Annotated in this window: 31 protein-coding genes; 15 read left to right on the top strand and 16 right to left on the bottom strand. The window is 68.2% G+C overall.

Features of this window, described 5'->3' with window-relative positions; genetic code table 11:
* Nucleotides 1-98: 98 nt before the first annotated feature.
* The 5 genes from rlmB to carD form a co-directional block, all read right to left on the bottom strand.
* A complete protein-coding gene (rlmB, locus tag ACWGCN_RS21610) occupies nucleotides 99-1,082 on the bottom strand; it encodes a 23S rRNA (guanosine(2251)-2'-O)-methyltransferase RlmB (protein ID WP_449971574.1) in 984 nt (327 codons plus the stop codon).
* A complete protein-coding gene (gene cysS / locus ACWGCN_RS21605) occupies nucleotides 1,082-2,485 on the bottom strand; it encodes a cysteine--tRNA ligase (protein ID WP_378990716.1) in 1,404 nt (467 codons plus the stop codon). Before cysS ends, rlmB begins: the two co-directional genes overlap by 1 nt.
* Before the next feature lie 131 nt (nucleotides 2,486-2,616).
* Nucleotides 2,617-3,084 (bottom strand): 2-C-methyl-D-erythritol 2,4-cyclodiphosphate synthase, encoded by a 468-nt coding sequence (gene ispF, locus ACWGCN_RS21600; RefSeq protein WP_378990717.1) that lies wholly within the window; start codon nucleotides 3,082-3,084, stop codon nucleotides 2,617-2,619.
* A complete protein-coding gene (ispD, locus tag ACWGCN_RS21595) occupies nucleotides 3,081-3,827 on the bottom strand; it encodes a 2-C-methyl-D-erythritol 4-phosphate cytidylyltransferase (RefSeq protein ID WP_387446216.1) in 747 nt (248 codons plus the stop codon). Before ispD ends, ispF begins: the two co-directional genes overlap by 4 nt.
* Before the next feature lie 14 nt (nucleotides 3,828-3,841).
* Nucleotides 3,842-4,330 carry an RNA polymerase-binding transcription factor CarD gene (gene carD / locus ACWGCN_RS21590; RefSeq protein WP_019044685.1) on the bottom strand — a complete coding sequence of 163 codons (489 nt, stop codon included), beginning with the start codon at nucleotides 4,328-4,330 and terminating at the stop codon, nucleotides 3,842-3,844.
* Nucleotides 4,331-4,681: 351 nt separating this feature from the next.
* On the opposite strand from carD, the gene ACWGCN_RS21585 reads away from it, so the two are divergent.
* Both ACWGCN_RS21585 and radA read left to right on the top strand, forming a co-directional pair.
* Nucleotides 4,682-5,380: a hypothetical protein gene (locus tag ACWGCN_RS21585; protein ID WP_378990719.1), complete on the top strand. Its 699-nt coding sequence runs from the start codon at nucleotides 4,682-4,684 to the stop codon at nucleotides 5,378-5,380.
* Between the two features lie 81 nt (nucleotides 5,381-5,461).
* Entirely contained in the window at nucleotides 5,462-6,862 is a 1,401-nt protein-coding gene (radA, locus tag ACWGCN_RS21580; protein WP_378962695.1) for a DNA repair protein RadA, read from the top strand.
* Between the two features lie 155 nt (nucleotides 6,863-7,017).
* Here the strand turns inward: radA and ACWGCN_RS21575 are convergent, their stop codons facing one another.
* Together ACWGCN_RS21575 and ACWGCN_RS21570 are read right to left on the bottom strand one after the other, a co-directional pair.
* On the bottom strand, nucleotides 7,018-7,710 hold the full coding sequence (locus ACWGCN_RS21575) for a hypothetical protein (RefSeq protein ID WP_387446214.1): 693 nt from the start codon (nucleotides 7,708-7,710) through the stop codon (nucleotides 7,018-7,020).
* 82 nt (nucleotides 7,711-7,792) lie between these two features.
* On the bottom strand, nucleotides 7,793-8,416 hold the full coding sequence (locus tag ACWGCN_RS21570) for a carbonic anhydrase (RefSeq protein ID WP_056819369.1): 624 nt from the start codon (nucleotides 8,414-8,416) through the stop codon (nucleotides 7,793-7,795).
* 90 nt (nucleotides 8,417-8,506) lie between these two features.
* Here ACWGCN_RS21570 and ACWGCN_RS21565 point away from each other — a divergent pair, with 90 nt between their 5' ends.
* The gene (locus tag ACWGCN_RS21565) at nucleotides 8,507-9,385 is read left to right on the top strand and encodes an HhH-GPD family protein (RefSeq protein ID WP_378990723.1); all 879 of its coding nucleotides are present in this window, start codon (nucleotides 8,507-8,509) and stop codon (nucleotides 9,383-9,385) included.
* A gap of 48 nt (nucleotides 9,386-9,433) precedes the next feature.
* On the opposite strand, the gene ACWGCN_RS21560 is transcribed toward ACWGCN_RS21565, so the two are convergent.
* Nucleotides 9,434-10,177 (bottom strand): alpha/beta fold hydrolase, encoded by a 744-nt coding sequence (locus ACWGCN_RS21560; RefSeq protein ID WP_452459840.1) that lies wholly within the window; start codon nucleotides 10,175-10,177, stop codon nucleotides 9,434-9,436.
* 93 nt (nucleotides 10,178-10,270) lie between these two features.
* Between ACWGCN_RS21560 and ACWGCN_RS21555 the strand changes: the two genes are divergently transcribed.
* The 4 genes from ACWGCN_RS21555 to ACWGCN_RS21540 all read left to right on the top strand — a co-directional run bounded on the left by ACWGCN_RS21555 (nucleotide 10,271) and on the right by ACWGCN_RS21540 (nucleotide 12,286).
* Complete coding sequence (locus ACWGCN_RS21555) at nucleotides 10,271-10,594, top strand: antibiotic biosynthesis monooxygenase family protein (protein WP_452459839.1); 324 nt, start codon at nucleotides 10,271-10,273, stop codon at nucleotides 10,592-10,594.
* A 226-nt stretch (nucleotides 10,595-10,820) separates the two neighbouring features.
* Complete coding sequence (locus tag ACWGCN_RS21550; RefSeq protein WP_019044677.1) at nucleotides 10,821-11,021, top strand: CbtB domain-containing protein; 201 nt, start codon at nucleotides 10,821-10,823, stop codon at nucleotides 11,019-11,021.
* Nucleotides 11,012-11,797, top strand: a complete 786-nt coding sequence (locus ACWGCN_RS21545; protein WP_378990728.1) for a CbtA family protein — start codon at nucleotides 11,012-11,014, stop codon at nucleotides 11,795-11,797. Before ACWGCN_RS21550 ends, ACWGCN_RS21545 begins: the two co-directional genes overlap by 10 nt.
* Nucleotides 11,798-11,833: 36 nt before the next feature.
* On the top strand, nucleotides 11,834-12,286 hold the full coding sequence (locus tag ACWGCN_RS21540; RefSeq protein ID WP_452459838.1) for a hypothetical protein: 453 nt from the start codon (nucleotides 11,834-11,836) through the stop codon (nucleotides 12,284-12,286).
* 13 nt (nucleotides 12,287-12,299) lie between these two features.
* Here ACWGCN_RS21540 and ACWGCN_RS21535 read toward each other — a convergent pair whose 3' ends face one another.
* From ACWGCN_RS21535 to ACWGCN_RS21520, 4 genes are read right to left on the bottom strand one after another with little or no spacing between them, the layout of a single operon-like run.
* Nucleotides 12,300-12,737 (bottom strand): OsmC family peroxiredoxin, encoded by a 438-nt coding sequence (locus ACWGCN_RS21535; protein WP_449971556.1) that lies wholly within the window; start codon nucleotides 12,735-12,737, stop codon nucleotides 12,300-12,302.
* A 56-nt stretch (nucleotides 12,738-12,793) separates the two neighbouring features.
* The gene (locus ACWGCN_RS21530) at nucleotides 12,794-13,240 is read right to left on the bottom strand and encodes an SRPBCC family protein (RefSeq protein ID WP_378990732.1); all 447 of its coding nucleotides are present in this window, start codon (nucleotides 13,238-13,240) and stop codon (nucleotides 12,794-12,796) included.
* A 55-nt stretch (nucleotides 13,241-13,295) separates the two neighbouring features.
* Complete coding sequence (locus ACWGCN_RS21525; RefSeq protein WP_378631554.1) at nucleotides 13,296-13,616, bottom strand: DMT family transporter; 321 nt, start codon at nucleotides 13,614-13,616, stop codon at nucleotides 13,296-13,298.
* The gene (locus tag ACWGCN_RS21520; RefSeq protein WP_452459837.1) at nucleotides 13,613-14,266 is read right to left on the bottom strand and encodes an FMN-dependent NADH-azoreductase; all 654 of its coding nucleotides are present in this window, start codon (nucleotides 14,264-14,266) and stop codon (nucleotides 13,613-13,615) included. Before ACWGCN_RS21520 ends, ACWGCN_RS21525 begins: the two co-directional genes overlap by 4 nt.
* Before the next feature lie 104 nt (nucleotides 14,267-14,370).
* Here ACWGCN_RS21520 and ACWGCN_RS21515 point away from each other — a divergent pair, with 104 nt between their 5' ends.
* Both ACWGCN_RS21515 and ACWGCN_RS21510 read left to right on the top strand, forming a co-directional pair.
* Nucleotides 14,371-14,976 carry a TetR/AcrR family transcriptional regulator gene (locus ACWGCN_RS21515; protein ID WP_452459836.1) on the top strand — a complete coding sequence of 202 codons (606 nt, stop codon included), beginning with the start codon at nucleotides 14,371-14,373 and terminating at the stop codon, nucleotides 14,974-14,976.
* 343 nt (nucleotides 14,977-15,319) lie between these two features.
* Entirely contained in the window at nucleotides 15,320-15,505 is a 186-nt protein-coding gene (locus ACWGCN_RS21510; RefSeq protein ID WP_452459835.1) for a hypothetical protein, read from the top strand.
* 72 nt (nucleotides 15,506-15,577) lie between these two features.
* Here the strand turns inward: ACWGCN_RS21510 and ACWGCN_RS21505 are convergent, their stop codons facing one another.
* Nucleotides 15,578-16,438 carry an ABC transporter permease gene (locus ACWGCN_RS21505; protein WP_452459834.1) on the bottom strand — a complete coding sequence of 287 codons (861 nt, stop codon included), beginning with the start codon at nucleotides 16,436-16,438 and terminating at the stop codon, nucleotides 15,578-15,580.
* Nucleotides 16,435-17,334, bottom strand: coding sequence for an ABC transporter ATP-binding protein (locus tag ACWGCN_RS21500; RefSeq protein WP_378990740.1), 900 nt, complete (start codon nucleotides 17,332-17,334; stop codon nucleotides 16,435-16,437). Before ACWGCN_RS21500 ends, ACWGCN_RS21505 begins: the two co-directional genes overlap by 4 nt.
* Nucleotides 17,335-17,480: 146 nt before the next feature.
* Here ACWGCN_RS21500 and ACWGCN_RS21495 point away from each other — a divergent pair, with 146 nt between their 5' ends.
* Genes ACWGCN_RS21495 through ACWGCN_RS21480 form a run of 4 tightly spaced genes read left to right on the top strand, consistent with a single transcriptional unit; the run spans nucleotide 17,481 to nucleotide 20,173 of the window.
* Complete coding sequence (locus ACWGCN_RS21495; protein ID WP_452459833.1) at nucleotides 17,481-18,761, top strand: sensor histidine kinase; 1,281 nt, start codon at nucleotides 17,481-17,483, stop codon at nucleotides 18,759-18,761.
* A complete protein-coding gene (locus ACWGCN_RS21490; RefSeq protein ID WP_378990742.1) occupies nucleotides 18,758-19,453 on the top strand; it encodes a response regulator in 696 nt (231 codons plus the stop codon). The genes ACWGCN_RS21495 and ACWGCN_RS21490 overlap by 4 nt, the downstream gene beginning before the upstream one ends.
* A 45-nt stretch (nucleotides 19,454-19,498) precedes the next feature.
* The gene (locus ACWGCN_RS21485; RefSeq protein ID WP_452459832.1) at nucleotides 19,499-19,855 is read left to right on the top strand and encodes a type II toxin-antitoxin system RelE/ParE family toxin; all 357 of its coding nucleotides are present in this window, start codon (nucleotides 19,499-19,501) and stop codon (nucleotides 19,853-19,855) included.
* Between the two features lie 6 nt (nucleotides 19,856-19,861).
* Nucleotides 19,862-20,173: a helix-turn-helix domain-containing protein gene (locus ACWGCN_RS21480; RefSeq protein WP_378631540.1), complete on the top strand. Its 312-nt coding sequence runs from the start codon at nucleotides 19,862-19,864 to the stop codon at nucleotides 20,171-20,173.
* A gap of 2 nt (nucleotides 20,174-20,175) precedes the next feature.
* On the opposite strand, the gene ACWGCN_RS21475 is transcribed toward ACWGCN_RS21480, so the two are convergent.
* Nucleotides 20,176-20,823 (bottom strand): vWA domain-containing protein, encoded by a 648-nt coding sequence (locus tag ACWGCN_RS21475; protein ID WP_378990743.1) that lies wholly within the window; start codon nucleotides 20,821-20,823, stop codon nucleotides 20,176-20,178.
* Nucleotides 20,824-20,983: 160 nt separating this feature from the next.
* Here ACWGCN_RS21475 and ACWGCN_RS21470 point away from each other — a divergent pair, with 160 nt between their 5' ends.
* On the top strand, nucleotides 20,984-21,442 hold the full coding sequence (locus tag ACWGCN_RS21470; RefSeq protein WP_452459831.1) for a YfbM family protein: 459 nt from the start codon (nucleotides 20,984-20,986) through the stop codon (nucleotides 21,440-21,442).
* A 150-nt stretch (nucleotides 21,443-21,592) separates the two neighbouring features.
* Entirely contained in the window at nucleotides 21,593-22,774 is a 1,182-nt protein-coding gene (locus ACWGCN_RS21465) for an MFS transporter (RefSeq protein ID WP_452529080.1), read from the top strand.
* Here ACWGCN_RS21465 and ACWGCN_RS21460 read toward each other — a convergent pair.
* Entirely contained in the window at nucleotides 22,755-23,603 is an 849-nt protein-coding gene (locus tag ACWGCN_RS21460) for a helix-turn-helix domain-containing protein (RefSeq protein ID WP_452460387.1), read from the bottom strand. The two genes, ACWGCN_RS21465 and ACWGCN_RS21460, sit on opposite strands and share 20 nt — an antisense overlap.
* Between the last annotated feature and the right edge of the window lie 111 nt (nucleotides 23,604-23,714).

The raw sequence follows: 23,714 nt of genomic DNA, 5'->3' as shown, positions 1-23,714 counted from the left end.
GCGGCTAACTCGCGGCCCCCAGGGGCCGCGCTCGAGCGCGCCAGCGCTCCAAAAACACAGCCAGCGCCTGCCGGACAACTCGAACGCGGTACGCGCCATCACCCCAAACGGCGCTGTCGGGCAATATCAGCCAGAACGACACCCGCCGCGACCGAGGCATTCAGCGACTCGACCGGGCCCGCCATCGGGATGCTCAGGATCGAGTCGCAGTTCTCGCGCACCAGACGCGACAGGCCCTTGCCCTCCGAACCCACGACCACGACCGTAGGGACACTGCCGTCGAAGTTGTCGAGGGTGGTGTCGCCGTCGGCGTCGAGGCCGATGACCTGAATGCCCTGCGAGGCCCAATCCTTCAGTGTGCGAGTCAGATTGGTGGCCCTGGCGACGGGAAGGCGGGCAGCCGCACCCGCACTGGTACGCCACGCCACGGCGGTGACGCTGGCACTGCGACGCTGCGGGATCACCACGCCCTGACCGCCGAACGCGGCCACAGAGCGAATGACGGCACCGAGGTTGCGCGGGTCGGTGATGTTGTCGAGCGCGACCAGCAGGGCGGGCTCGGCGGTGGACTTCACCCGGTCCATCAGGTCGTCGGGATGGGCGTAGCGGTACGGCGGCACCTGCAGGGCCACGCCCTGGTGCATTCCGTTGGCGCTCAGCCGGTCCAGATCGGTGCGGGGCACCTCGAGAATGGAGATGCCCATGTCGGCGGCGCGCTGCACGCTCTCCGAGAGCCGGTCGTCGTTCTCGGTGCCGACCGCCACGTACAGGGCGGTCGCCGGCACGTCGGCGCGCAGACACTCGAGCACGGGGTTGCGGCCGAGCACCAACTCGGGACCCTCGTCGGACTTGCGTCCCGCGCGCGGCACGCCGGACTTTCCGGTCGGACGAGCCTGTGCCGCATTGGCTTTGGCCGCCGCTCTGGCCCGCTTGGCGGCGGGGTGCTTGGTGCGCTCGGACGCGGGCGGGGTCGCGCCCCTCCCCTCGAGACCGCGGCGATGCTTCCCGCCGGAACCGGCGACGGCGCCCTTCTTGGTGCCGCTCTTCCTGACTGCTCCGCGTCGCTGTGAATTGCCTGCCATCAGTTCGCCTTTCCGCTCGATGCGCCCAGCGACCATTCCGGCCCCTGCGGGGTATCGGTTACCTCGATACCCGCGGCGATGAGCCGATCCCGTGCGGCATCGGCTTCTGCCCAGTTCTTGTCGGCCCGCGCATTCGCGCGGCGATCCAGCTCCGTGCGGACGAGCACGTCGAGCGCGTCGATCGCCGCCGAATTGTCGGCGGGGGTGTACCACTGTTCGTCGAGCGGGTCGACGCCGAGAATTCCCAGCATCGCCCGCACCTGACCGGCCAGTTCGACCGCGGTCTCCACCGCACCCGCTTCCAGCGCGCGATTGCCTTCGTGCACCACGTGGTGAATTTCGGCCAGCGCCTTCGGGACTGCCAGATCGTCGTCGATCGCGGCGGCGAATCCGTCGGTCCATTTACCGACGGGCACTTCGCCCGCTCGGTCCAGCACTCGCTGCACGAAGGCTTCGATGCGCTGATAGGAGGCGACCGCGTCGTCGAGTGCCTTGTCGGAGTATTCGAGCATCGAGCGGTAATGCGCGCTGCCCAAGTAGAAACGCAATTCTACCGGGCGCACCCGGGTGAGGACATTCGGCACCGAGAGCACGTTGCCGAGTGACTTCGACATTTTCTCCCCGCCCATCGTCACCCAGCCGTTGTGCAGCCAGTAACGCGCGAAACCGTCGCCCGCGGCTTTGGACTGGGCGATCTCGTTCTCGTGGTGCGGGAAAATCAAATCCATTCCACCGCAGTGGATATCGAATTCCGCGCCGAGATAGAACTCGGCCATCGCGGAGCATTCCAGGTGCCAGCCGGGGCGACCGGGACCCCACGGCGACGGCCAGCTCGGCTCGCCGGGCTTGGCGGCCTTCCACAGCGTGAAGTCGCGGGGGTCGCGCTTGCCGCGGGTCGGGGTCTCGCCCTGGTGCACGTCGTCGAGTTTGTGGCCCGACAGCTCACCGTAATTCGGCCAACTCACCACATCGAAATAGACATCGCCGTCGGCAGCATAGGCGTGGCCGCGCTCGATCAGGCGCTGCATCAGATCGATCATCTGGGTGATGTGACCGGTGGCGCGCGGTTCGGCCGACGGCGGCAGCACGCCGAGGGTCTCGTAGGCCTTGTCGAACGCGCGCTCGTGGGTCGCGGCCCATTCCCACCACGGCCTGCCCGCTTCGGCGGCCTTGTTCAGGATCTTGTCGTCGATATCGGTGACATTGCGGATGAACTGCACGTCGTAGTCGTGCGCGAGCAACCAGCGGCGCAGCACGTCGAAGGCGACGCCACTGCGCACATGACCGATATGGGGTTGCCCCTGCACAGTGGCCCCACACAGATACACCGAGGCACGGCCGGGGACCAGCGGGGTGAATTCCCGCATGGTCCGCGTGTCGGTGTCAAAAAGGCGCAAGGTCACGGCATTCGATCCTAGTCGGTGGGATTGGGGTGGGGTTGACCGGCCGGTTCGTGGCGCCGTAGTGAACGGAACGGCTGATCGAATCGGCGAAAAGCAATGCGCGGAAAGAAAGGTTCAGTGGCCCGTAGGGGCTACGAACACGCCGCGATCAGACAGGTGGCGATGGCGGCGATACCCTCGCCGCGACCGGTCAGACCGAGACCGTCCGTCGTGGTGCCCGACACCGAAACGGGGGCGTCGAGGAGTTCGCCGAGCACTTTTTGCGCTTCGGCGCGGCGGGGGCCGATCTTCGGGCGATTACCGATGACCTGCACCGCGGCGTTCACGATTTCGAAGCCTTCGTCGGCCAGCAGCCTGCGGACCTCGGTGAGCATGGCGGCCCCGGTGACACCGGCCCATTCGGGGCGGCCTACGCCGAAGACAGCGCCCACGTCGCCGAGGCCGGCGGCGGAGAGCAGGGCATCGCAGAGCGCGTGGGCGGCGACGTCACCATCGGAGTGGCCCGCGCAGCCGTCGGCATCCGGGAACAGCAGACCGGCCATCCAGCAGGGCCGTCCCGGCTCGATGGGGTGCACGTCGCTGCCGATACCGACTCTCATCGGGCAACCGCCTGCTCGACGCCGGGACGCCCGACGGCAGGCGAACGACCGCCGTCAGCCAACAGCGCCTCGGCCAGGCGTAGGTCGAGAGGGGTGGTGATCTTGAATGCCAGTGGGTCACCGGGGACCGTGTGCACGGCGACACCGAGGCGTTCGACCAGGCCGGCGTCGTCGGTGGCGCCGTCGTCGGTGGCGTAGGCGCGGCGGAGCAGGTCGGCGGCGAAGCCCTGGGGGGTTTGGATGGCGCGCAGGTGGGCGCGATCGGGGGTCCCGGTGACGATGCCCGCGTCGTCGACCGACTTCACGGTGTCCACGACGGGCAACGCGGGTACCACGGCCTGGCTGCCTGCCTGGAGCTCGGCGGCCACCCGTGCGATCAGTTCCGGTGGTGTGAGCGCTCGTGCGGCATCGTGCACGAGATAGCACGCGGCGTCGGGCGCGGCGGCGATGCCCGCGCGCACCGAATCGGTGCGCTCGGCGCCGCCCACCACCACCTGCACCGGCACAGGGGGCATCGAACCGCCGGTCAGCGAGGTGGTGGTGGACAGCAGCGCGGATGCGGCCTCGACCAGCTCGGCGGGCACGACCACGACAACCCGGTGCACCGCACCGGACGCGATCAGACCGTCGACGGCCAACCGGACCATAGGTGTGCCGCCGACCGCGACGAACGCCTTCGGGGTGGGTTCACCCAGGCGCACGCCACGACCGGCGGCAGGGACCAGTGCTACGACAGGTCGCACTTGTTTGTTTGTTTCTAGGAAGCCGCGGCGAGAACCTCGTCGAGCAGCGATTCGGCCTTGCCGTCGTCGGTGCCCTCGGCGAGCGCGAGCTCACCGACGAGGATCTGACGGGCCTTGGCAAGCATTCGCTTCTCACCGGCGGACAAGCCGCGGTCCTGCTCACGACGCCACAGGTCACGCACCACTTCGGCCACCTTGTTCACATCGCCGGAGGCGAGTTTCTCGAGGTTGGCCTTGTAACGGCGGGACCAGTTGGTCGGCTCCTCCGTGTGTGGCGCGCGCAGCACCTGGAAGACGCGGTCGAGACCTTCTTGGCCGACGACGTCACGGACGCCGACGTATTCAGCGTTCTCTGCGGGAACCCGAACGGTCAGGTCGCCTTGCGCAACCTTCAGGACCAGATACTCTTTCTGCACACCCTTGATGGTGCGGGTCTCGATTGCTTCGATCAGCGCCGCTCCGTGGTGGGGGTAAACGACGGTGTCTCCGACCTTAAAAATCATGTGTCCCGTGCCCCTTTCGATGTTCACAGTTTAACATGCGACTCGATAACGGCGCGATCAACTGTGCAGGTCAGGGCCACAACGAGGCCATCGCAGGGGTTGACAATACAGAATTGTTGTGCATTGTGTTGTGGCAGAACGGGTTAACCACCAGCACAGCGACAGGTTATCGCACAGCGCGATCCCGGCATCGATCCGGCAAACCCCCTCGAGACACCGAACTGTTACTTCCGCACCCGCGCGTCGCGAGCCCGAACGTCACCCGCGCGAAGTGAACTACTACGCTGCCTAGTTACTACCCTCCGATCCCCGTGTGGACGGAGTGAGCCCGGTCGACATGGAGGACAAACCGTGACTGCCCTGAAAGCTGTGACCGCCCACTCGGCGCGACGTCGCATGGTGACGGTTGCCGCGCTCGCCGCTGCCGCGGGCATCGCCCTGACCGGCTGCAGTGCCGGCCAGCACACCCAGACCTCGACGCAGGCCGCCGCGATCAACGGCAACCACGCCAACGTCGGCGCCATCGCCCTGCGCAACGTGCACATCGTGTATCCGGAGGCCGCCGCCGAGCACGACAAGGGCGGCAAGGCGGTGATCGCGCTGTCGATCATCAACAACAGCGAGACCGTCACCGACGAGCTGACCAGCGTGAGCACCGACCTGGGCCAGGTCAAGATCACCGGGGCCGCGGGCGACCCCAAGTTCGTGCTGAAGCCGCAGCAGACCGTGGTCGTGGGACCGGGTGAGACCAAGCCCGCCGCGGCCGACGATCACCACGGCACCACCTCGGCGGCGCCGACCACCACCGGGGCCGCGCCGACCGGCGCCGCGGGTATCGACATCCCCTCGAACGACCCGGTGAAGACTCCGGCCACGATCGAGATCACGGGCCTGTCCAAGGACATCGTCCCCGGCCTGACCTACAACGTCACCTTCAACTTCAAGGACGCGGGCACCGTGCAGGTGTCGGTCCCGGTCGATGCCGCGGCCGTCCCGCGCATCGAGAACGAGAAGTCCGGCCCGGCGCCCGAGGGCGCGGGCGGTCACTGACACCAGCCGTGAGGAAGAGCCGTCGCGAACTTCGCGGCGGCTCTTCCTTTTTGTGTCGGTCCGGGTCCGTAGGGTGCGCGTGTGGCCAAGACCAAAGCAGTCTTCCGGTGCTCCGCGTGCACGCACGAGGTGTCCAAGTGGGTGGGTAAGTGCCCTGATTGCGGTGCCTGGGGAACGGTGAACGAGGTGGCCGTTTCGGCGTCCACCGCTGCTCCAGGGCGGCGAGCGATGCTGCCGAGTACCGCGGCGGCGCCGCTGTCGCAGATCGACGCCAAGGTCACGCAGGCGCGGTCGACGGGGGTGAGCGAGCTCGATCGGGTCCTCGGGGGCGGGGTGGTGCCGGGGTCGGTGGTGCTGCTGTCCGGCGAGCCGGGAGTCGGCAAGTCGACGCTGCTGCTCGAGGTCGCGTTCCGGTGGGCGGCGGCGCGCGAAGAGACCGCGCTGTACGTGACCGCCGAGGAGTCCGCCGGGCAGGTGCGGCTGCGGGCCGATCGCACGGGCGCGGTGCACGACCGGGTGTACCTGGCGGCCGAATCGGATCTGTCGATCGTGCTGGGGCATGTGGAGCAGGTGCGGCCGTCGCTGCTGGTCGTCGACTCCGTGCAGACCATGCTGGCACCGGAGGTGGACGGGGTGATCGGCGGTGTCACCCAGGTGCGCGCGGTCACCGCGGCGCTGACCTCGCTGGCCAAGGCGACCGGGATCGCGGTGCTGCTGGTCGGACACGTCACCAAGGACGGCAACGTGGCCGGCCCGCGAACGCTCGAACACCTGGTGGACGTGGTGCTGCAGTTCGAGGGCGACAAGAATTCGTCGCTGCGCATGGTTCGCGGCATCAAGAACCGGTTCGGCAGCGCCGACGAGGTGGGCTGCTTCGAACTGCACGACGACGGCATCGCCTGCGTCGACGATCCGTCCGGGTTGTTCCTGCACCATCGCACCGACACCGTCCCCGGTACGGCGGTGACCGTCGCGATGGACGGCAAACGGCCGCTGGTGGCCGAGGTGCAGGGGCTGACCGTCAAGACCGAGATCCCGCAGCCACGCCGGGCGGTGAGCGGGCTGGACTACAACCGCGTCGCCATGGTGCTGGCGGTGTTGCAGAGCCGAGGCCGGGTATTTCTCGGCAAGCACGATGTGTACGCGGCGACCGTCGGCGGGATGCGCCTGCTCGAGCCGACCGCCGACCTGGCCATCGCCTTGGCCATCGCCTCCGCCGAGGCCGACATCGCCCTGCCCGCGGGGTGGGTGATCCTCGGCGAGGTCGGGCTGGCGGGTGAGGTTCGCAAGGTCACCGGGCTCGGCAGACGCCTGGCCGAAGCCGAACGGCTGGGGTTCACCACCGCGCTCGTTCCGCCCGGTTCGGAGAAAACCAAGACCGGCACGATGCGTATCCACGAGGTCGGGGATCTGCGATCGGCACTGCGATTGGCCGAACTCCGCAAATCCCGCGCACCCCGCGAAGTGGTGGCGGTGGAATAACTGCGGCAATCGCCTGATTCAGCGCCGGTTCGCCAATGCCGCGCCAATATCCATTGACGGCACCGCCGATCTTGCGAACGCTGCAAATCAACCCATCTTGAACATGTGACCTATGGCGCACCCGCACAATGCCCCCGGCATGCGGGAGCGCGGCGTCAAGAGGCGAGGTTGAACGGCTCCGCGGCGCTGCGAACGGCACCGAGCTGGGCTACGACCATGTACGCACCCGCGGGCACCTGGAGGCGGTCACCCGCGCACTGCGGCTGCGAGGTGGTGCCGAACCAGGTGCCCTTGTACGAGAGTTGTTCACCGGCCTTGAGCGTCTTCATCTCCGCCGGATCGTCCTGGTTGCAGTCGTTGCTCGCCCAGAGCCTGCGCTGGCCGTCGAGGGTGTAGACGAGGAACTGTGGGCCCGCGCCGAGGTCACGCGAGCAGGCCGCGGACGAGATGTTGGTGATCACTGTGCCGAACGCGGGCTGGTCGCCGACCCGATAGGTCGGCTGGCCGACCGTCACCTTCAGCGCCAGCGACTGATCCGGGCACGGCTGTGCCGCGGGCTGATCGGCGGCGGTCGTCGTCGCGCTGGGCGTGACCGACCCACTGCTGGGTGTGGCCGACGCACTACTCGACGACGCACTACTCGACGCCGAGCTCGTCTCGGACGCGCTCGACTCCGCCGACGTGGTCGTGCTCGCGGCCGCGTTGTCGGCGCCGGACGAGTCCCCACCGCGCGCGACCATGGTGACGAGCCAGATCACGATCGCGAGCGCGACGACGATGACGCCGATCGCGAGTGCACGGCGGCGCCAGTAGATCTCCGGTGACAGCGGTCCATTCGGTTCCAGCACGCCTCAACGGTAAGCGCAGCGCGCAGGGGCGCGCTCGATGACCTCGGCGTGTCGGGGGCCGAACCGGGGAGAAGCCGACGGTTCAGACCACCTCACCGATATTGCCGACAGTGCGCCGCAGGTGCACGCGACCGTCTTCGAGCTTGTAGGTGACGCTCGCGATAGCGCACTGACCAGTGGCAACACGCTGGGAGATGATCATCGAGCGCTGCATGAGCAGCTTGCTGGTCTCCACCACGTGACGCGCTTCGAGATCGTCGAGCGAGGTGAGCCCTTCGCGTCGCCCGACCAGGATCGACGGGGTCACCCGCTCGACCACGCTGCGAATGAACCCACCGGGCACCTCGCCGCCGTCGAGCGCGTCGATGGTGGCCTTCACGGCGCCGCAGCTGTCGTGTCCGAGGACGACGATCAGTGGCACGTTGAGCACCTCGACGCCGTATTCGATCGAGCCGAGCACCGAACTGTCCACGACGTGGCCCGCTGTGCGCACCACGAACATGTCGCCGAGCCCCTGGTCGAAGATCAGCTCGGCGGCGACGCGGGAATCACCGCAGCCGAACAGGATCGCGTGGGGGTTTTGGCCCTTGACGAGTTTGGCTCGGTCCGCGGCACCCTGGCTAGGATGCTGCAGGGTGTCGTTGACGAAGCGCTCATTGCCTTCGCGCAACGACTTCCAGGCGCTTATCGGATTGGAACCAGGCATACCGACCATTGTGCACAGACCCTTGGTTACCAGCGAGTCCGCCACGTTACGCGTCGGCAAAGAGAGACTGGCTCAGAGGAAACGGGAACAGTGAGCATCGACGCGCAGGCCCTGCTCGACTGGTTCGACGACACGGCGCGCCCGCTGCCGTGGCGCGAACCGGACGCGACCGCATGGCACATCCTGATGAGCGAGATCATGCTCCAGCAGACGCCGGTGGTGCGGGTGGAGCCGATCTGGCGCGAATGGGTGGCGCGCTGGCCGGTGCCGTCGGCGATGGCGGCGTCCTCGCAAGCGGAGGTGCTGCGGGCGTGGGGCAAGTTGGGATATCCGCGGCGGGCGTTGCGGCTGCACGAGTGCGCGCGGGTGCTGGCGACCGAACACGGTGACGTGGTCCCCACCGACGTCGACGTGCTGCTGAGCCTGCCCGGCATCGGCGCGTACACCGCTCGCGCGGTGGCCTGTTTCGCCTACGGGCAGCGAGTTCCCGTGGTGGACACGAACGTTCGACGCGTGGTGGCTCGGGCGGTCCACGGCAGGGAGCCCGGCAACCCGTCCTCGCGCGATCTCGCCGAAACCGAGGCGCTGCTCCCTGTTCCGGTGCCGCGGGCCGCGAGGTTCTCGGCCGCCCTGATGGAACTGGGCGCGCTGGTGTGCACGGCCCGCAACCCGGACTGCGCCCGCTGCCCGCTGCCGAGCTGCGCCTGGGTCACAGCGGGCAAACCGGCCGCCGACGTGGTGCGGAAGGTGCAGAAGTACGAGGGCACCGACCGTCAGGCCCGTGGGCGGCTGCTCGATGTGCTGCGCGACGCGTCGGGCCCGGTCGAGCGGATTCGCCTCGACCTGGCATGGACCCGCGATCCGGGTCAGCGTGCGCGAGCGTTGGACTCGCTGCTGGTAGACGGGCTGATCGAGCAGACCGACGATGGGCTGTTCGCACTCGCGGGCGAAGGAAGCCCCACCGGGTGACGCCGGATCTCGGCACCTGCCGGGGGATCGGGACCACCACCTGCCGACTCACCTCGTGACGCGCTCCAGGAACCGGCCGACGTGTTCGCGGTATGCCTCGGGTTGTTCGTCGTGCACGAGGTGGCCCGCCTCGGCGATGCGCACATACTCCGCATCGGGATGCACCTGCGCCATCGTCCGCATCTGCCCCGGCGGGGTGATGGTGTGCTCACCTTCGATGAGCAGTGTGGGCACCCGCAGCGACTTCCATTCGGTCCAGAAGTCGCGCGTGCCCCACTCCTCGGAGATCGCGCGGAAGGTGTCCACCTCGCCGTGTAGCCGGTAGCCGTCGGACGCGGCGGTGAACGCGCGCAGGAAATACTTACCCGCGACCGGGCCGAAATAGTCGAGCACCGCCTGCTCGTCGGCGAACGGTTGCGGCCAGGAGTGGATCAGCTCGGCCCAGTGGGCGGCGGTGCGGCCGGTGAAATCGGGAGCGATGTCCTCGACGACGATCGCGCGCACCCGTTCGGGCCAGGTCGCCGCGAAGACCCACCCGTGGATCGCGCCCATCGAGTGCCCGACGATCACCATCGGCTCGGTGATCGCGGCGGTGCGCTCGGCCAGATCGGCCACGAACGCCTCTGTCGTGAGCTCGGCGGGTGTCGGCCGGCCGTGCCCGGCGGCGTCCACCGCGTAGACATGCCCGAACTCCCGCAACCACGGCACCTGATCGGCCCACGTCCGCGCGCTCCCCATCAACCCGTGCAACAGCAGAATCGGAACCCCGGACCCGCCTTCGTCGTACAACACACCGCCGATACTGCCCCAGCTCCGTCCCCGCGCCGAGGCGAGGCCCGCCAGGGCCGCGAACACCCGGCGCCGGTCGGCAGCGATACTGTCCGCATGGCTGTTGTGAAGATCAATGCGATCGAAGTTCCCGAGGGCGCGGGCCCCGAGCTGGAGAAGCGGTTCGCCGCGCGTGCGGGAGCGGTGGAGAACTCTTCCGGTTTCCTCGGGTTCCAGTTGCTGCGTCCCGTGGCCGGTGACAACCGGTATTTCGTAGTGACGCAATGGGATTCGGAGGATTCGTTCGCCGCGTGGCGTGACGGTCCGGCCCGTGCCGCGCACGCCGGGAACGGTGGCGACGGCGAGCGTCCCAAGCCGGTGTCGACGGGCGCCTCGCTGCTCGAGTTCGAGGTCGTCCTCGACGTGCCGGCGAAGGGCTGACAGCGGCGTTTCCGCTGGACATGCGGTTGCGTGTATTGACGTGGGTGGCTCGCGGCTGTCACAGTTCGAGGGAACATCCGCGAGGGTGCGCGGTAATTCCGGTGTGAATCCGGAGCGGTCGCGCCACTGTATCCAAGTACCGGGTCCCCGGTGCCGGAGAGCCAGACACCGGCACCTTCGCACCACACTTCAACCGTGGGACGCGTATCCCTAGAGGAGGACCCGAATGGCTATCGCGCATTCACCCAGCCGGTCTACCGGTCTCGACACCCTCGCAACCGTGCTCGTCACGGTCGGTGTCGTCCTGCTTGCACTGCTCGCCCTGTACCTGGTCGGTTTCGACCAGGGGGCCGTCTCGCGTAGCGGGATGTTCCTGCACGAGCTGATGCACGACGGACGTCACCTGCTGGGTGTTCCGTGCCACTGATCGGATCACTCAAGACCCTGCTGTTGCGTGGCCTGCTGGCCGGCTTGATCGCCGGCCTGCTGGCCGCGACAGTGGGCTACTTCGTCGGCGAGCCCCAGGTGGACGCCGCGATCGCTATCGAAGAGGCCGCGGCCGCTCCGGCCGAGCACGGCCACGAAGCCGCGGAGCCGCAGGGCCACTCCCACGGCGACGAGGAAGAACCGCTGGTCAGCCGGCCGGGTCAGAAGGCGGGACAGTTCCTCGCGCTGGGCTTGGCGGGCATGGCGTTCGGCGCGTTGTTCGCGTCGGCGGTGAACGTGGCTCGCCGGTTCACGAACCTGTCGGGGCCCCAATTGTCGCTGACCTCGGCGGTTCTCGCGTGGGCGGCGATCGTCGCGGTGCCGTTCTTCAAGTATCCGGCCAACCCGCCCGCGGTGGGCGATCCGGACACCATCAACGAGCGCACCTGGCTGTGGGTCGCGGCCGTCGTGCTCGGCCTGCTGGCCGTCGCGGCCGCTGTCGCGGCCTACCGTGCGCTCGCCGCGTCGGACACGCTGCGACTCATCGCCGGGGTGGGCGCGTTCGTCGTGGTCACCACGGTCGGTTACGTGCTGCTGCCCGGCGTGAACGAGGTGGCCGACGACTTCCCCGCCACCCTCCTGTGGAACTTCCGGGTGGCTTCGCTGGCCGAAACCACCACGCTGTGGGTGAGTTTGGGGCTGGCGTTCGCCGCACTCACGGAATTCGCCTCGCGGCGTAGCACTCCGGTAGTGGACAAGGTTCCTACCGCAGGGTGATCCTCGCGAGCAGCTGAGAACGGCAGTGTCGGTGTCATGACCGGCACTGCCTTTCTTGTTTCCAGCACTCGCCCTCGCGCCGTGAATGTCGCCTTCGGCGGGCTCGTCACCGCGCTCGCCGCCGGGGCCGCCGAGGGCCTGTTGCGCGCCGTGCGTGGTGGCGATGAATTCGGGGCCACCGCAACGGGTCTGCTACCCCGGCTCGCCATCTACCTGGCCGTCGCCGGGGTGGCCCTTTACATGCTGAACGGCAGCCGGGTGGCCCGTGCGCTACTGACCGTCGGCATCGGCGTGGTGGGCCTGGTCTCGCTGATCATCGAGCCGCTGGCCGTGGTGTTGTCGACCGACGACTACGCGACCCTGTTCGACGGCATGTCCGCCAGCTCGACCGTGCTGGCAGGCTGCCGGACCGTGCACATCCTGGCCGTCGTCATCGCGATCCCGGCCATGTACACCCCCGCCGCGCACCGCTGGTTCACCCAGCGGTGACGGCGAGCGCCGCTCAGGCCAGTGCCGCGTCCAGCTCGATCTCGGCCACCCCGGTGAGGGCCTTGCTGACCGGGCAACCGTTCTTGGCCGCGAGGGCAGCCGCGGCGAACCCGTCGGCATCCAGCCCCGCGGCACGCCCGCGCACCGTGAGCTTGATCTTGCTGATCCGGAAGCCACCGGCCGGGTCGGGCGCGAGGGTGACATCGGCATCGACGTCGAGGCTTTCCGGCGTCCCACCGGCATTGGCGATCTCCGCCGAGAGCGCCATCGAATAGCACGACGAATGCGCCGCCGCGATCAGCTCCTCCGGGCTGGTGCCCTCGGCCGTGTCGGCCGCCCGGCGGGGAAAGCTCACATCGAACTTGCCCACACCCGAGCTGGCCAGTTCGACCTGCCCGGACCCGTCCTGCAGTCCGCCTGACCAGAGTGTGCGTGCGCTGCGAGTCGGCATCGCAATCCTTTCGGTTCGAGTTGTGTTGCGTGGCGATGACGAACCTACTCGGGTACTCAGACGGTGGCGCTGGTGATTTCGTCGAGACGCTCGAGTTTGTCCGGCCAGACCTGCTGGTGTAGGTCCCGGATCGCCGCGGTGGGGAAACCGGAGTGGCGCAGACGCAGGCGGATACCGCGTGGTTGTTTGAGGAACTCGGCGGCGACCACTGTTTCCACGCCGTCGGTGGCAGCGGTGACCCAGGTGAATTCGATTCGCCGATTCGGCTCGAGCAGCAGAATGCGGCCGTAATGGGGGTTGCGCTTTTCGGGCGAGCCGGTGTCGAAGTAGAGGGGCTCGTTGACGGCGGGGCGCATCAGCACCGATCCGGGAACGGCCAGCCATAAATCCAAGCCTTGGGTCCAGGCCGCGTAGAGCAGGCTGGGCTGGGCTTTCATCACGCGCTCGACCGTGAGCTCGTGTGGCCGCGTGGACAGGTCCGGGGGGCGAACTGGCTGGTCCATCAGCCGACCTTACCGGTCATGACCGGCCGATCCTCGCATCGGGTGTACGACAGAGTTACTCAGGATTCGTCACCCGCGCGAGCACGATGCCGCCGAGGATCAGCGACAGCGCCAGCGCGCGGCCCGCGCTCAGCGGATCCTTGTGCACGAGCACACCGAGACCGATCGCGCCGAGTGCGCCGATTCCGGTGAAAACCGCGTAGGCGGTGCCCACCGGGAGGGTCTGCATGGCGCGCGAGAGCAGATAGACGGCGAGCGAGCCGAGCGCGACGCACAGCAGGGTCGGACCGAGTCTGGTGAAATTCTCGGTCGGTTTGATGGTCTGCGACCACACGATTTCGACGAGCCCGGCCAGGCCGAGCACTATCCAGCTCATCGCACGTAATCCTTTGCCAGCGAACGCACTTCGGCCTGCGCGGCGGCGAAGGAGGCTTCGTGCGCGGCGCGCAGATGGGCCAGGTTCGGATCCTGCACGGCATTGGCCAGTTCGGCGTTGACGAAAACCGTGTCGGTGACCGCGAAGTGGCCGGCGAAGAAGTCGCGCAGAAAGCGCTCCTGGTAGTCGAACGCCGCTTTGGGCGCACCGGGCGAGTACGCACCGCCACGGGCGGTCACCACGACGAACCTGCGTTCCCCCAGCGACATTCGGGGAAAGGTGACCTGGTCGAGCCATGCCTTGAGAGCGGCGGGGACGGAGTAGTTGTACATCGGTGTGCCGATCAGGATCACGTCGGCGGCCAGGACCTGCGCCAGCAGCGGTTCGGCGACCCGCCATGCGGCCTTCGCCGCGGGAGTGACGGCGAGTTCCGGGAGCCGGTCGAGGTCGGTGGCCCCGGCGGCGAGGACGGCGTCACACAGTTCGGTCCAGCCCTCGTCGATGAACGGCGTCGGCTCGGCGGCGAGGTCGCGGTAGGTGTAGGTGCCGCCGGGCTCGGCGTCGCGCCAGGCCCGGACGAATTCGGCGCCCAGCGTGCGGCTGAGGGAGTTCGTCCGGGCGCTGGCGTCGAGGTGCAGCAGGTGAGTCATGACATCTTCCTAACTGGACATATTGTCCACTTGTCGATTTCTCGACGATAGAACACAAGTGGACATGTTGTCCAGATATTTGTCGCGGGGTTACAGTCGTACCCATGGAGCCACGATCCGACCTGATCACCGGCTTGGCGCTCGACGCGCAGCCACCCACCGAACGCACCGACGCGGCCCGCAATCGTGCGAAAGTCCTGGCGGCGGCGGCCGGCCTCTTCGCCACTCGCGACCCACGCACGATCACCATGGACGACATCGCCAAGGCCGCGGGCGTGGGCCGCGGAACCCTCTACCGCCGCTACCCCGACCGCAACGCGATCGCCGTCGCCCTCCTCGACGAGCACGAACGCGCCCTCCAGGAACAGCTCCTGCGCGGCGCACCCCCGCTCGGCCCCGGCGCTCCCCCGGCCGATCGCCTGGCCGCCTTCTACGCGGCGATGGTCGAATTGCTCACCGCTCACGCCCATCTGGTGCTCGGCGCGGAGACCGGCGGCACCCGCTTCGCCACCGGCGCCTACGGGTTCTGGTCGGTGCACGTGCGGTCGCTGCTGGTCGAAGCCGCTGTGCCACAGCCGGATTCGCTGGTCGATACGGTCCTCGCGCCACTCGCCGCCGAGGTCTACCTCCAGCAACGCGAACGCGGCTTGTCGCCCGAGCAGATCACCGCGGGTCTGTCCGCTCTCGCCCAGCGTCTCCTGCGTGCCTGACCGATGACCTCGAACCCCGCTCCGTGTCGGACCCGAGCAGTACCGTCCGGCAGGTGACGAGCACCCCCGAAGACATCTCCCGTTTCTGGAATCTGATCGCGTCGGCCTGGACGGCCACCGGTACCGATCCGTCCACGGCCCTGCGGACGGCAGCAGGCGACCTCGACAGCCGACTCGACGCCTTCCTCGCCCAGTTGAACACCCTGTCAACAGATTTCAGCAGCGCGGAACTGACCGCGCTCGACACGTCGCCGAACGCGCGCTCTACGACATCGACCGCGCCGATCTCCAGGCGATCACCGACGGCTCCGACGACGGCTTCCTCTATGCCCGCGGATTCATCGTGGCCATGGGCCGCGACTACTACGACGCCGTCAGCTCCGACCCCGAGGCCGCGACCACCGACGCCGAATGCGAGCAGATGTGCTATTTCTTCGCCCACCTGCACAATGATCGCTTCGGCGCCTTCCCCGACACGGGCTCGGGCATCTCCCGCGAAACGGCGTCCAACCCGGCCGGCTGGTCCTGACCTGACGCGCAGGTAGCGGCCGTCCGTGTCGGACTGCCGCTACCTGGTGCCGGGTTCGATGATCGCAGCGCGTCAGGTGAGATCGCGGCGGGTCATCAACCAGATGGTGCCACCGGCGAAAACCATCACATACCCGGCCAGCAGAGCGAAAGATTCACCGCGGGTGAGGATGTCGAGAACGCCGGGGTTGGCCGGCCCCTCCACGGTGCGCATCGCCCCGGCCAGCGAGCCCGCGGCCGTACCGGGGAGCACGTTGGTGACGGCTTCGATCGGGCCGAAGATCCCCGCCACACCGCGAAGCAGGTTCTCCACCACCAGGACCCAGACCAGGCCGAGGCCGACTGCGAGGGCGGGACCACGAGCGATGGCGCCGATGAGCGCTCCCGCGAGCATCCACATGCCGAGAATCGCGGTACCGGTGACGATTCCGATCAGTGAGTCGTCGAGCGACGGCATCGTCACCGGCTGGGATTCGCCGACTGCGATCACGGAGGCGATGCCGACATCGACGGCGAAGGCCACCAGGACAAGCGCGAGGACCACTACCAGCAGCGTCGACAGCAGTCCCCCCACGGCCGCGGCTCGGCTCGGGCCCTGGGTGAACACGGTTTTCCACGTGCCCCAGCCATATCCGCTGCCCACCGCGAGAGCGCCGAGGATCAGCACCAACGCGCCGCCGAACATCGACATGCCCTGTGTGAACACCTCGGGCACAGCGGCGGGCATGAGTTGGCCGAGCAGGACATCGCGAGGCAGGCCGTCCGACATCGCACCGCTCTCGCCCGAGGTGTAGGCGAGGTAGTTGAAGAGGTAGGCGAAGGTCAGGTTGAGCAGGATCCAGGTACCGAGGACGATCCAGAAGGCGGGCCAGCGGCCCAGCCGTAGCGCCTCCGCACGGATACTCGCGGTGAGATCCCTTGTCATGGCGTTCATTTCGCTACCTCCACAGCCGTCATCTCGAAGAACACTTCTTCCAGCGATTTCTCGTCCACCCGCAGTTCGAGCAGGTCCGCGCCTGCTGTCACGACGGCTCGCGCCACCTCAGGGGCCAGCGCGGCGCTCGTGTCGACCCTGATGCCGTCCGCGCCCGCTCGAGCGGGGGCATCGGTGACGGCGCGGACGGCGTCCAGAGCCACGTCCACGGGCTCGGCACGCACCAGCAGTGTCGCGGTGCCGCGCAATTCGGCCACGGTAGATTCCGCCAGCAGGCGACCACCGGAGATCACCCCGACGCGGTGGCAGATCTCCTGCACCTCGGCGAGCTGGTGGCTCGACAGCAGCACAGTGTGTCCGTCGGCCGCGAGATCGGTGATGAGCGTGCGCATTTCGGCCAGGCCCGCCGGGTCGAGGCCGTTGGTCGGTTCATCGAGGATGAGCAGGTCCGGGTCGCCGAGCATGGCCGCGCCGACGCCGAGACGCTGTTTCATTCCGAGCGAATAGGTCCGGAAGCGGTCTCCTGCCCGATCGGCCAGGCCGACGCGTTCCAATGCCTTCTCGACCTCGGCATTGCCGTGGCCGCGATAGCGGGCCAATACTCGCAGGTTGTCGCGGCCGGAGAGGTACGGGTAGAAGCCGGGGCCCTCGATGAGTACGCCGATTCGGCGCAGCACCGCCGGATCGCCCGGCGACAGGCCCTGCACGGTCGCGGTGCCCGCGCTGGGCCGGATGAGACCGGCCAGCATGCGCAACGTGGTGGTTTTGCCCGCGCCGTTGGGCCCGAGGAATCCGTAGATCTCCCCGGCCGCGACCCGCATGCTCACCGCGTCCACCGCGAGGTGCTCGCCATAGCGTTTGGTCAACTCGGTGGTGACCACGATCGATTCGTTCATGGGAATCAGAATCCGCGCTCGAGGGGTCCCGGGACATCCGTCGCGCGGCGTGCACGGCGCTACGCCGCGCGGCCTACGCGGCTTCCCGCGGGAAATACGTGCGCAGGCCGACGCGGTGGGTGGGCGCACACAATAGGGTTGGGCACGTGGGAGCGTCTGCGAAGTGGGAGCGTGGCTCAGTCGTTCAGGACTGGGGCCTGGCAGTGGTGGTCGCGGTGATCCAGCTGGCCGGTAGTTCCGGTGCGAATTCGCATCAAACCGGGGTGCGGTCGCTGGACGCGTTCGCGTATCTGCTGCTGCTCGCCGGGCCGGTGGCGCTCGGTTTCCGGCGGGCAGTGCCCGAAGCGGTGCTGGCGGTGTCGCTGATCGCCACGGTGACCTATGTCCTGCGCGACTACGGGTACGGGCCGATCTTCCTGTCGCTGGTGATCGCCTTCCTCTCGGCCGCCGTCACCGGGTCGCGATGGCGCACCTACCCGGTGGTCGCGATCGGGTATCTGACGATGGTGTGGCCGCTACCCGCCCTGCTCGGGCGGCACTCCGACGCGTGGCAGATATTCGGCCTGCTGGCCTGGATGGGCGTGCTGGTCGCGATCGCGGAGGGCGTGCGGCAGCGGCGCGCGGTGGTGCTGGCGCGCGAGCAGCGGGCCGAGGCGGCACAACGCGACGAGCAAGCTCAGCAGGCCAGGGCGGCCTCCGAGGAGCGATTGGCGATCGCGCGGGAACTGCACGATGTACTGGCACACAGTCTTTCGCTGATCAACGTGCAGTCGTCGGTGGCGCTGGAGTTGTTCGATCGCAAGCCGCAGCAGGCGGCCGCGGCGCTGGCGACCATCAAGACGACCTCGAAAGAGGCACTGACCGAGGTACACACGCTGCTGCACGCGATTCGCAGTGGCGCGGCGGTGGTGCCGGAGTACCCGGAACATGCTCCCGTCGTGGATGATTCACCCCCTCCGCCGCGTCCCGCGCCGCGTGCGCCTGCACCGACCCTCGACGACCTCGACACCCTGCTCGAGCGCACCCGCGCGACCGGGCTCGACGTCGGTACCAAGATCATCGGTACGCCGAAGAAGCTGCCGAGCGTGATCGATGTGGCCGCGGCCAGAATCGTGCAGGAATCGCTGACCAACGTGGTGCGCCACGCGCCCGGCGCGACAGCTCTGATCACCCTGCGATACACCCCGGAATCGGTCGACATCACCGTCGACAACTCCCGGCCGACCGGAACCGCTGTCCGAACCGGCATCGGCGGCAACGGGATCATCGGGATGCGCGAGCGGGCGCACGCGCTCGGCGGGGCGCTCACCGCGGGGCCGCGACCGTCCGGCGGGTTCCGGGTGGCGGCCCGATTGCCCGCTCGACCAGCGACTTCGACCGCGTCCGCGCGATCGTCGGATTCACCGGGCAGGCAGGCGGGCGCATGACCGAACTGCCGCCGACCGGTGCGGGGCCCACCAAGATCCGGCTTCTCGTCGCCGACGATCAAGCGCTGGTGCGCGGCGGTTTCGTCGCGCTGCTGGACGCCCAGGACGACATCGAAGTCATCGGCGAGGCCGAAAACGGCGAGCAAGCCGTCCGGATGACCCGAGCCCTCGTCCCCGACGTGGTGCTGATGGACATCCGCATGCCGATCCTCGACGGCCTCGCCGCCACCCGCATGATCGCCGACGACCCCCAGCTCGCGGCGGTCCGCGTCGTCGTCCTCACTACCTTCGAACTCGACGAATACGTCTTCGAGGCGATCCGCGCGGGCGCCGCGGGCTTCCTGGTCAAACACACCGAGCCCGCCGACCTGCTCCGCGCTGTCCGCGTCGTCGCAGCGGGCGACGCGCTCCTGTCCCCCGGCGTCACCCGCCGCCTCCTCGCCGAATTCTCCACCCACGCCAAGCAACCACCCCCCGCCGCCTTCGCCGAACTCACCGACCGCGAACGCGAGGTGATGACCCTGGTGGCCGAAGGCCTCACCAACGCCGAAATCGGCGCCCGCCTCTACATGTCCCCCGCCACCGCCCGCACCCACGTCAGCCGAATCCTCACCAAACTAGCCGCCCGAGACCGCACCCAACTCGTAGTCCTCGCCTACGAATCAGGCCTGGTCCGCCCAGGCTGGCAGTAGCGCCACCATTGCTATATAGGATTGATCCTATATAGGATCAATCCTATGCACCTGTACCTGGTGGAACTCGAACCCGAGGTAGCCCGATGGCTGCGCTCACTGACTACACGCGAGTACGGCCAGGTAGACGTGTATGTGGGCATGCTTGCCGAGCGTGCGACCACCCTGACCGAACCGTGGTCGCGCAATCTTGGCGATGGGGTACGTGAACTCCGCTTTCACCTTCACCCGCGAGAAATGCGAATCACCTACTGGCTCGCTCCGGGTCGTCGCATCGTGCTGCTGACAGTTTTCCGCAAGACTCGCATGCGGGAGACCGACGAGGTGGCGCGAGCCAAGGCACTACGCAAGGTATGCGAATCGGAACATGGTTGTGCCCACACAGATTTCGACAGGAGGTAACCGATCATGACTGAGCACCCATCGATGGACGACCTGCGCCGTGAACGGATGAGCAGCCCCGGGTTCGACGCGGGCGAGTACGAGGCCGGGCGGGCCGAGGCGATTCTGGCGATCGAGCTGGCCGAAGCCATTCGCGAACGGCGGCTCGAACTCGGGCTGACACAGACACAGCTGGCCGAACGGGCCGGGCTGCGTCAGCCCGAGGTCTCACGGATCGAATCCGGGGGCGGGACACCGACAATCGGCATGCTCGAACGTTTGGCGTATGCGCTCGAGGTTCGGTTCGTCGCTCGGTTCGAGAAGGTCGACGCGGCGTAGGACTACTCGCCCTGGTCGGCTTGTCGGCGTTCGGAGTCGGAGAAGCGGGCGCGGCGGGCGGCGCCCGCGGGGGCGGCTTGGGCTCGGGCGGAGTAGGCGGAGAGGGCGTCGAAGGCGCCTCGGACGCCGCCGGCGACCGGGGCGTAGGTGATGGCAGAGCCGGGGTCGAAGCCGAGGTTGGAGCCTACTTCGACGGCGTCCATGTTGGCGCCGAGGAAGACGAAGGTCCAGTTGTACACGTCTTGCTGCTGGGTGATGAGGGACTTCACGGCGGCGTGGGTCCATTCGCGGCTGGAATTCTCGTGGCCGTCGGTGAGAACGACGACGATCACGGTGCCGGGACGCTCGTGTTCGGGGCGCTCGGCCAGCTCGCTGCCCACGCTGGTGACGAGCTTGCCGAGCGCGTCGTAGAGCGCGGTCCCGCCACGCGGCTGCAAGCTCGGCGCAGGCACCTGAGCCAGCGGCACATTCGCATAGACCACGTCATAGGTGGTGTCGAACTGCGCGAGCGTGACCTCGATCGTCTTCGGCACACTGCGCTGCTGTTCGAAATAGGCGGCCAACCCACCTTCGGTATCGGCCTTGATCGTCTGCATCGACCCCGAACGGTCGAGCAGAACGGCGATCAGCGTGCGGTCGGAATCAGTCATGTGTGCGAACACCCCCGTGTCGGTCGGATAAGCAATTCCCACCGTACGCCGCGAAACAGGACCGTCTGACCGGCGAAAAGAAGACCCCAAGGTATCGCCAAGGCGCGATTCCTACCTTCACCACGGTCCGACTACTCCGCCTGAAAGGCGCCTCCTTTCCGTGAGCATCATTTTCGTCTTCACCCGTATCACTCCCTCCGATGCCATCCGGGTCACTGCCGAGCCGGACGCCGCGTGGGACCTCATCGAAACGGCTCGATCCGCGGACGAACCGTCCGGCGACCTCGACCAGGCCTGGGACGGCCTGCGCTGCCTGTTCTCCGCCGCAGCAGTCGATTTCGACCTACTCGGCGGCGATGAGCCGAGCACCCGCCAGGACTGCCTGCGTGTGTGGTCGGCAACCGAGGTGTCCGCGGCGGCACGGGTCCTCTCCGCCACTCCCTTCGACCGACTGGCCGAGCATTTCTCCCCGGAGTTGATGGACGAAGAGGGCGCGGGCCCGGACATCTGGGACGGCGACGAAGCACTCGACTACCTGCGCGAGGCCTACGAGGATCTCCAGGCGTTCTTCACGCACGCGGCCGCGACGAATTCCGCGGCGATGGGCCAATTCGCGTAGCCTGCCCGAGGTCATTGCCCAGATCCGCCGATCACGCGGCCGATCCGGTGGCGCAGTAGCAGCGCAACGTTGGCGTTCAGGTCGATCGCCGTGGCGTTTGGGTCGCGTGACGGGGATATTCCGGCTGTTGCATCAGGCATGATCAAGACATTGACGACGAGCCCTGCGGCATCGGAAGTTTCGCGCCGCGCCACGTGGCCCGCCCTGCTCACCATGTTCCTCGGCAGCTTCACGCTGGTGACCGCGGAGTTCCTGCCGCCGGGCGTGCTCACCGCACTCGCGAATGATCTCGGAGTGCCCGAAGGGGTTGTCGGACTGTCGGTGAGCGCGACGGCGCTGACCGCGCTGGTGGCCGCGCTCGGATCGGGCGCGCTGTTTCCCCGCCTGGATCGGCGCACCCTGCTGATCTGGCTGACCGTCGGCGCGGCGGTGTCGAACGTGGTGGTCGCCCTCGCGCCGAACATCGTGTTGTTGCTGATCGCGCGCCTGCTGCTCGGCCTGGCTGTCGGCGGCTACTGGTCGATGGCGCTGGTGATCGCCGCGAAGCTCGTCCCGGCCGAACGGCTCGGCAAGGCGATGATGATCGTGAACGCGGGAACCACGGTCGCGACGGTGGCCGGAGTGCCGCTCGGCGTGCTGCTGAGCACCTACGCCGGGTGGCGGACGACCTTCCTGATCGTGGCCGCGCTGACCGCCGCCACCGCCGTCGCGGTGCGGCTGATGCTGCCGCCGATCGCGCCGAGCACAGGCATCGGGTTCGCCGCACTCGGCAACGCCCTACGGTCCCCGGGCGTGACGCTCGGGCTGGTCAGCATGGTCGCCGTCGTCGGCGGGCACTTCGCCGGATACACCTATATCCGCCCGGCCCTGGCCGAACTGCTCGGTGCGGGCCCGGCGGTGATCCCGGTGCTGCTCGCCCTGTTCGGCGTCGGTGGTCTGCTCGGCAACTTCGTCCTCGGCGCACTCGCCGACCGCCACCTCGGCGCCCTGCTGGTGGCGGTGCCGGCAGCCGTCGGCCTGTCACTGCTCGCGATCATCGCCTCCGCGGCGTTCGCCCCACTCGCCTACCTGGCCGTGGTGGTGTGGGGCGCCGCGTTCGGCGGCATTCTCAATCTCGTGCAGGTGTGGGTATCGCGGGTGCTGCCCGATCGCATGGAAGCGGGCAGCGGACTGATCGTCGCCGGTTTCCAGCTGGCGATCATCCTCGGCTCGGCGATCGGCGGCCGCGGCGTGGACAGCGTCGGCCTGGCCCCGACCTACGCGCTCGGTGCCGTCGCCGCGGTTGTCGGCGGGGTCCTGATCAGGCACTCACTCACCCGAGCGGCGCACTGACCTCAGTCGATGCCCGGGCCGCCCGCCGCCACTGCGACGGCGTGCGGCCCGTCTGCCGCCGGAACGCCCGCCCGAACGCCGTCTCCGAGCGATAGCCGAGCCTGCGGGCCACCGTGCCGACCGGCACCGCGTGGTCGACCAACAGCAGTTGCGCCCGCTCGATCCGCAGTTTCGTCAGGTACCGGCCCGGTGTGAGGCCGGTCGCCGCCTGAAACCGGGCGGCGAACCCGGACCGCGAGGCCAGCGCGATCCTTGCCAGCCCTTCAACTGTCCACTCCTGCCCCGGGTCGGCGTGCATCGCGGCCACGGCCTGCGCCACCCCGGGCTCGTTCACCTTCAGCAGCCACCGTGGTGGCGCGCAACCACGGGCATGCCAGGACTCGATCGCCATCGAAGTGAGCAAAGTGGCCACCCGATCGCCCTGGACGCCGAACGGGTCAGGGCACTGTTGGACCAGGTGACGAAACATGTTCGCGGCCAAAGGCGTGTGGTCGACGAAACCGGTCAGCAGCAGCCGTTGTGGCAGCGCGGTCATGGCACTGCCGGTCCCGACGGGTTCCAGGCGCACCCGGAGCACCCGGCCGTCCGACAGCGCGTTGATCGCGAATCGTTCGGTGCCGGGCACGAACAGAAAATCCCCGCTCGCCAGGTCTTCTGCCGTGCTGAGCCCTTCGACCCGGACCAGCCCGTCCAGCACCACCAGCGCGCTCGGCTCGGTCATGAACTCCCACTGGCCCGCCGTGAGTGCGAACTCGTCGCGACCGGCGAAGCGCCACTGCACACCGGCCAGCACATCGTCGAGGCTGTGCGCACCATCGGTCTGCGTCACGTGCACCCCTCCTGATGGAACTCCGATGCACTGCACGGTACCGGTCGACGGGTTGTACGCGCGGTGACGTACGCCGGATCGGGTCTCGCGGCCGATGTCGTCGGTCGTTCG

Source organism: Nocardia sp. NPDC055050 (assembly GCF_053608345.1).
This window is presented reverse-complemented; position numbering and strand designations above follow the sequence as displayed.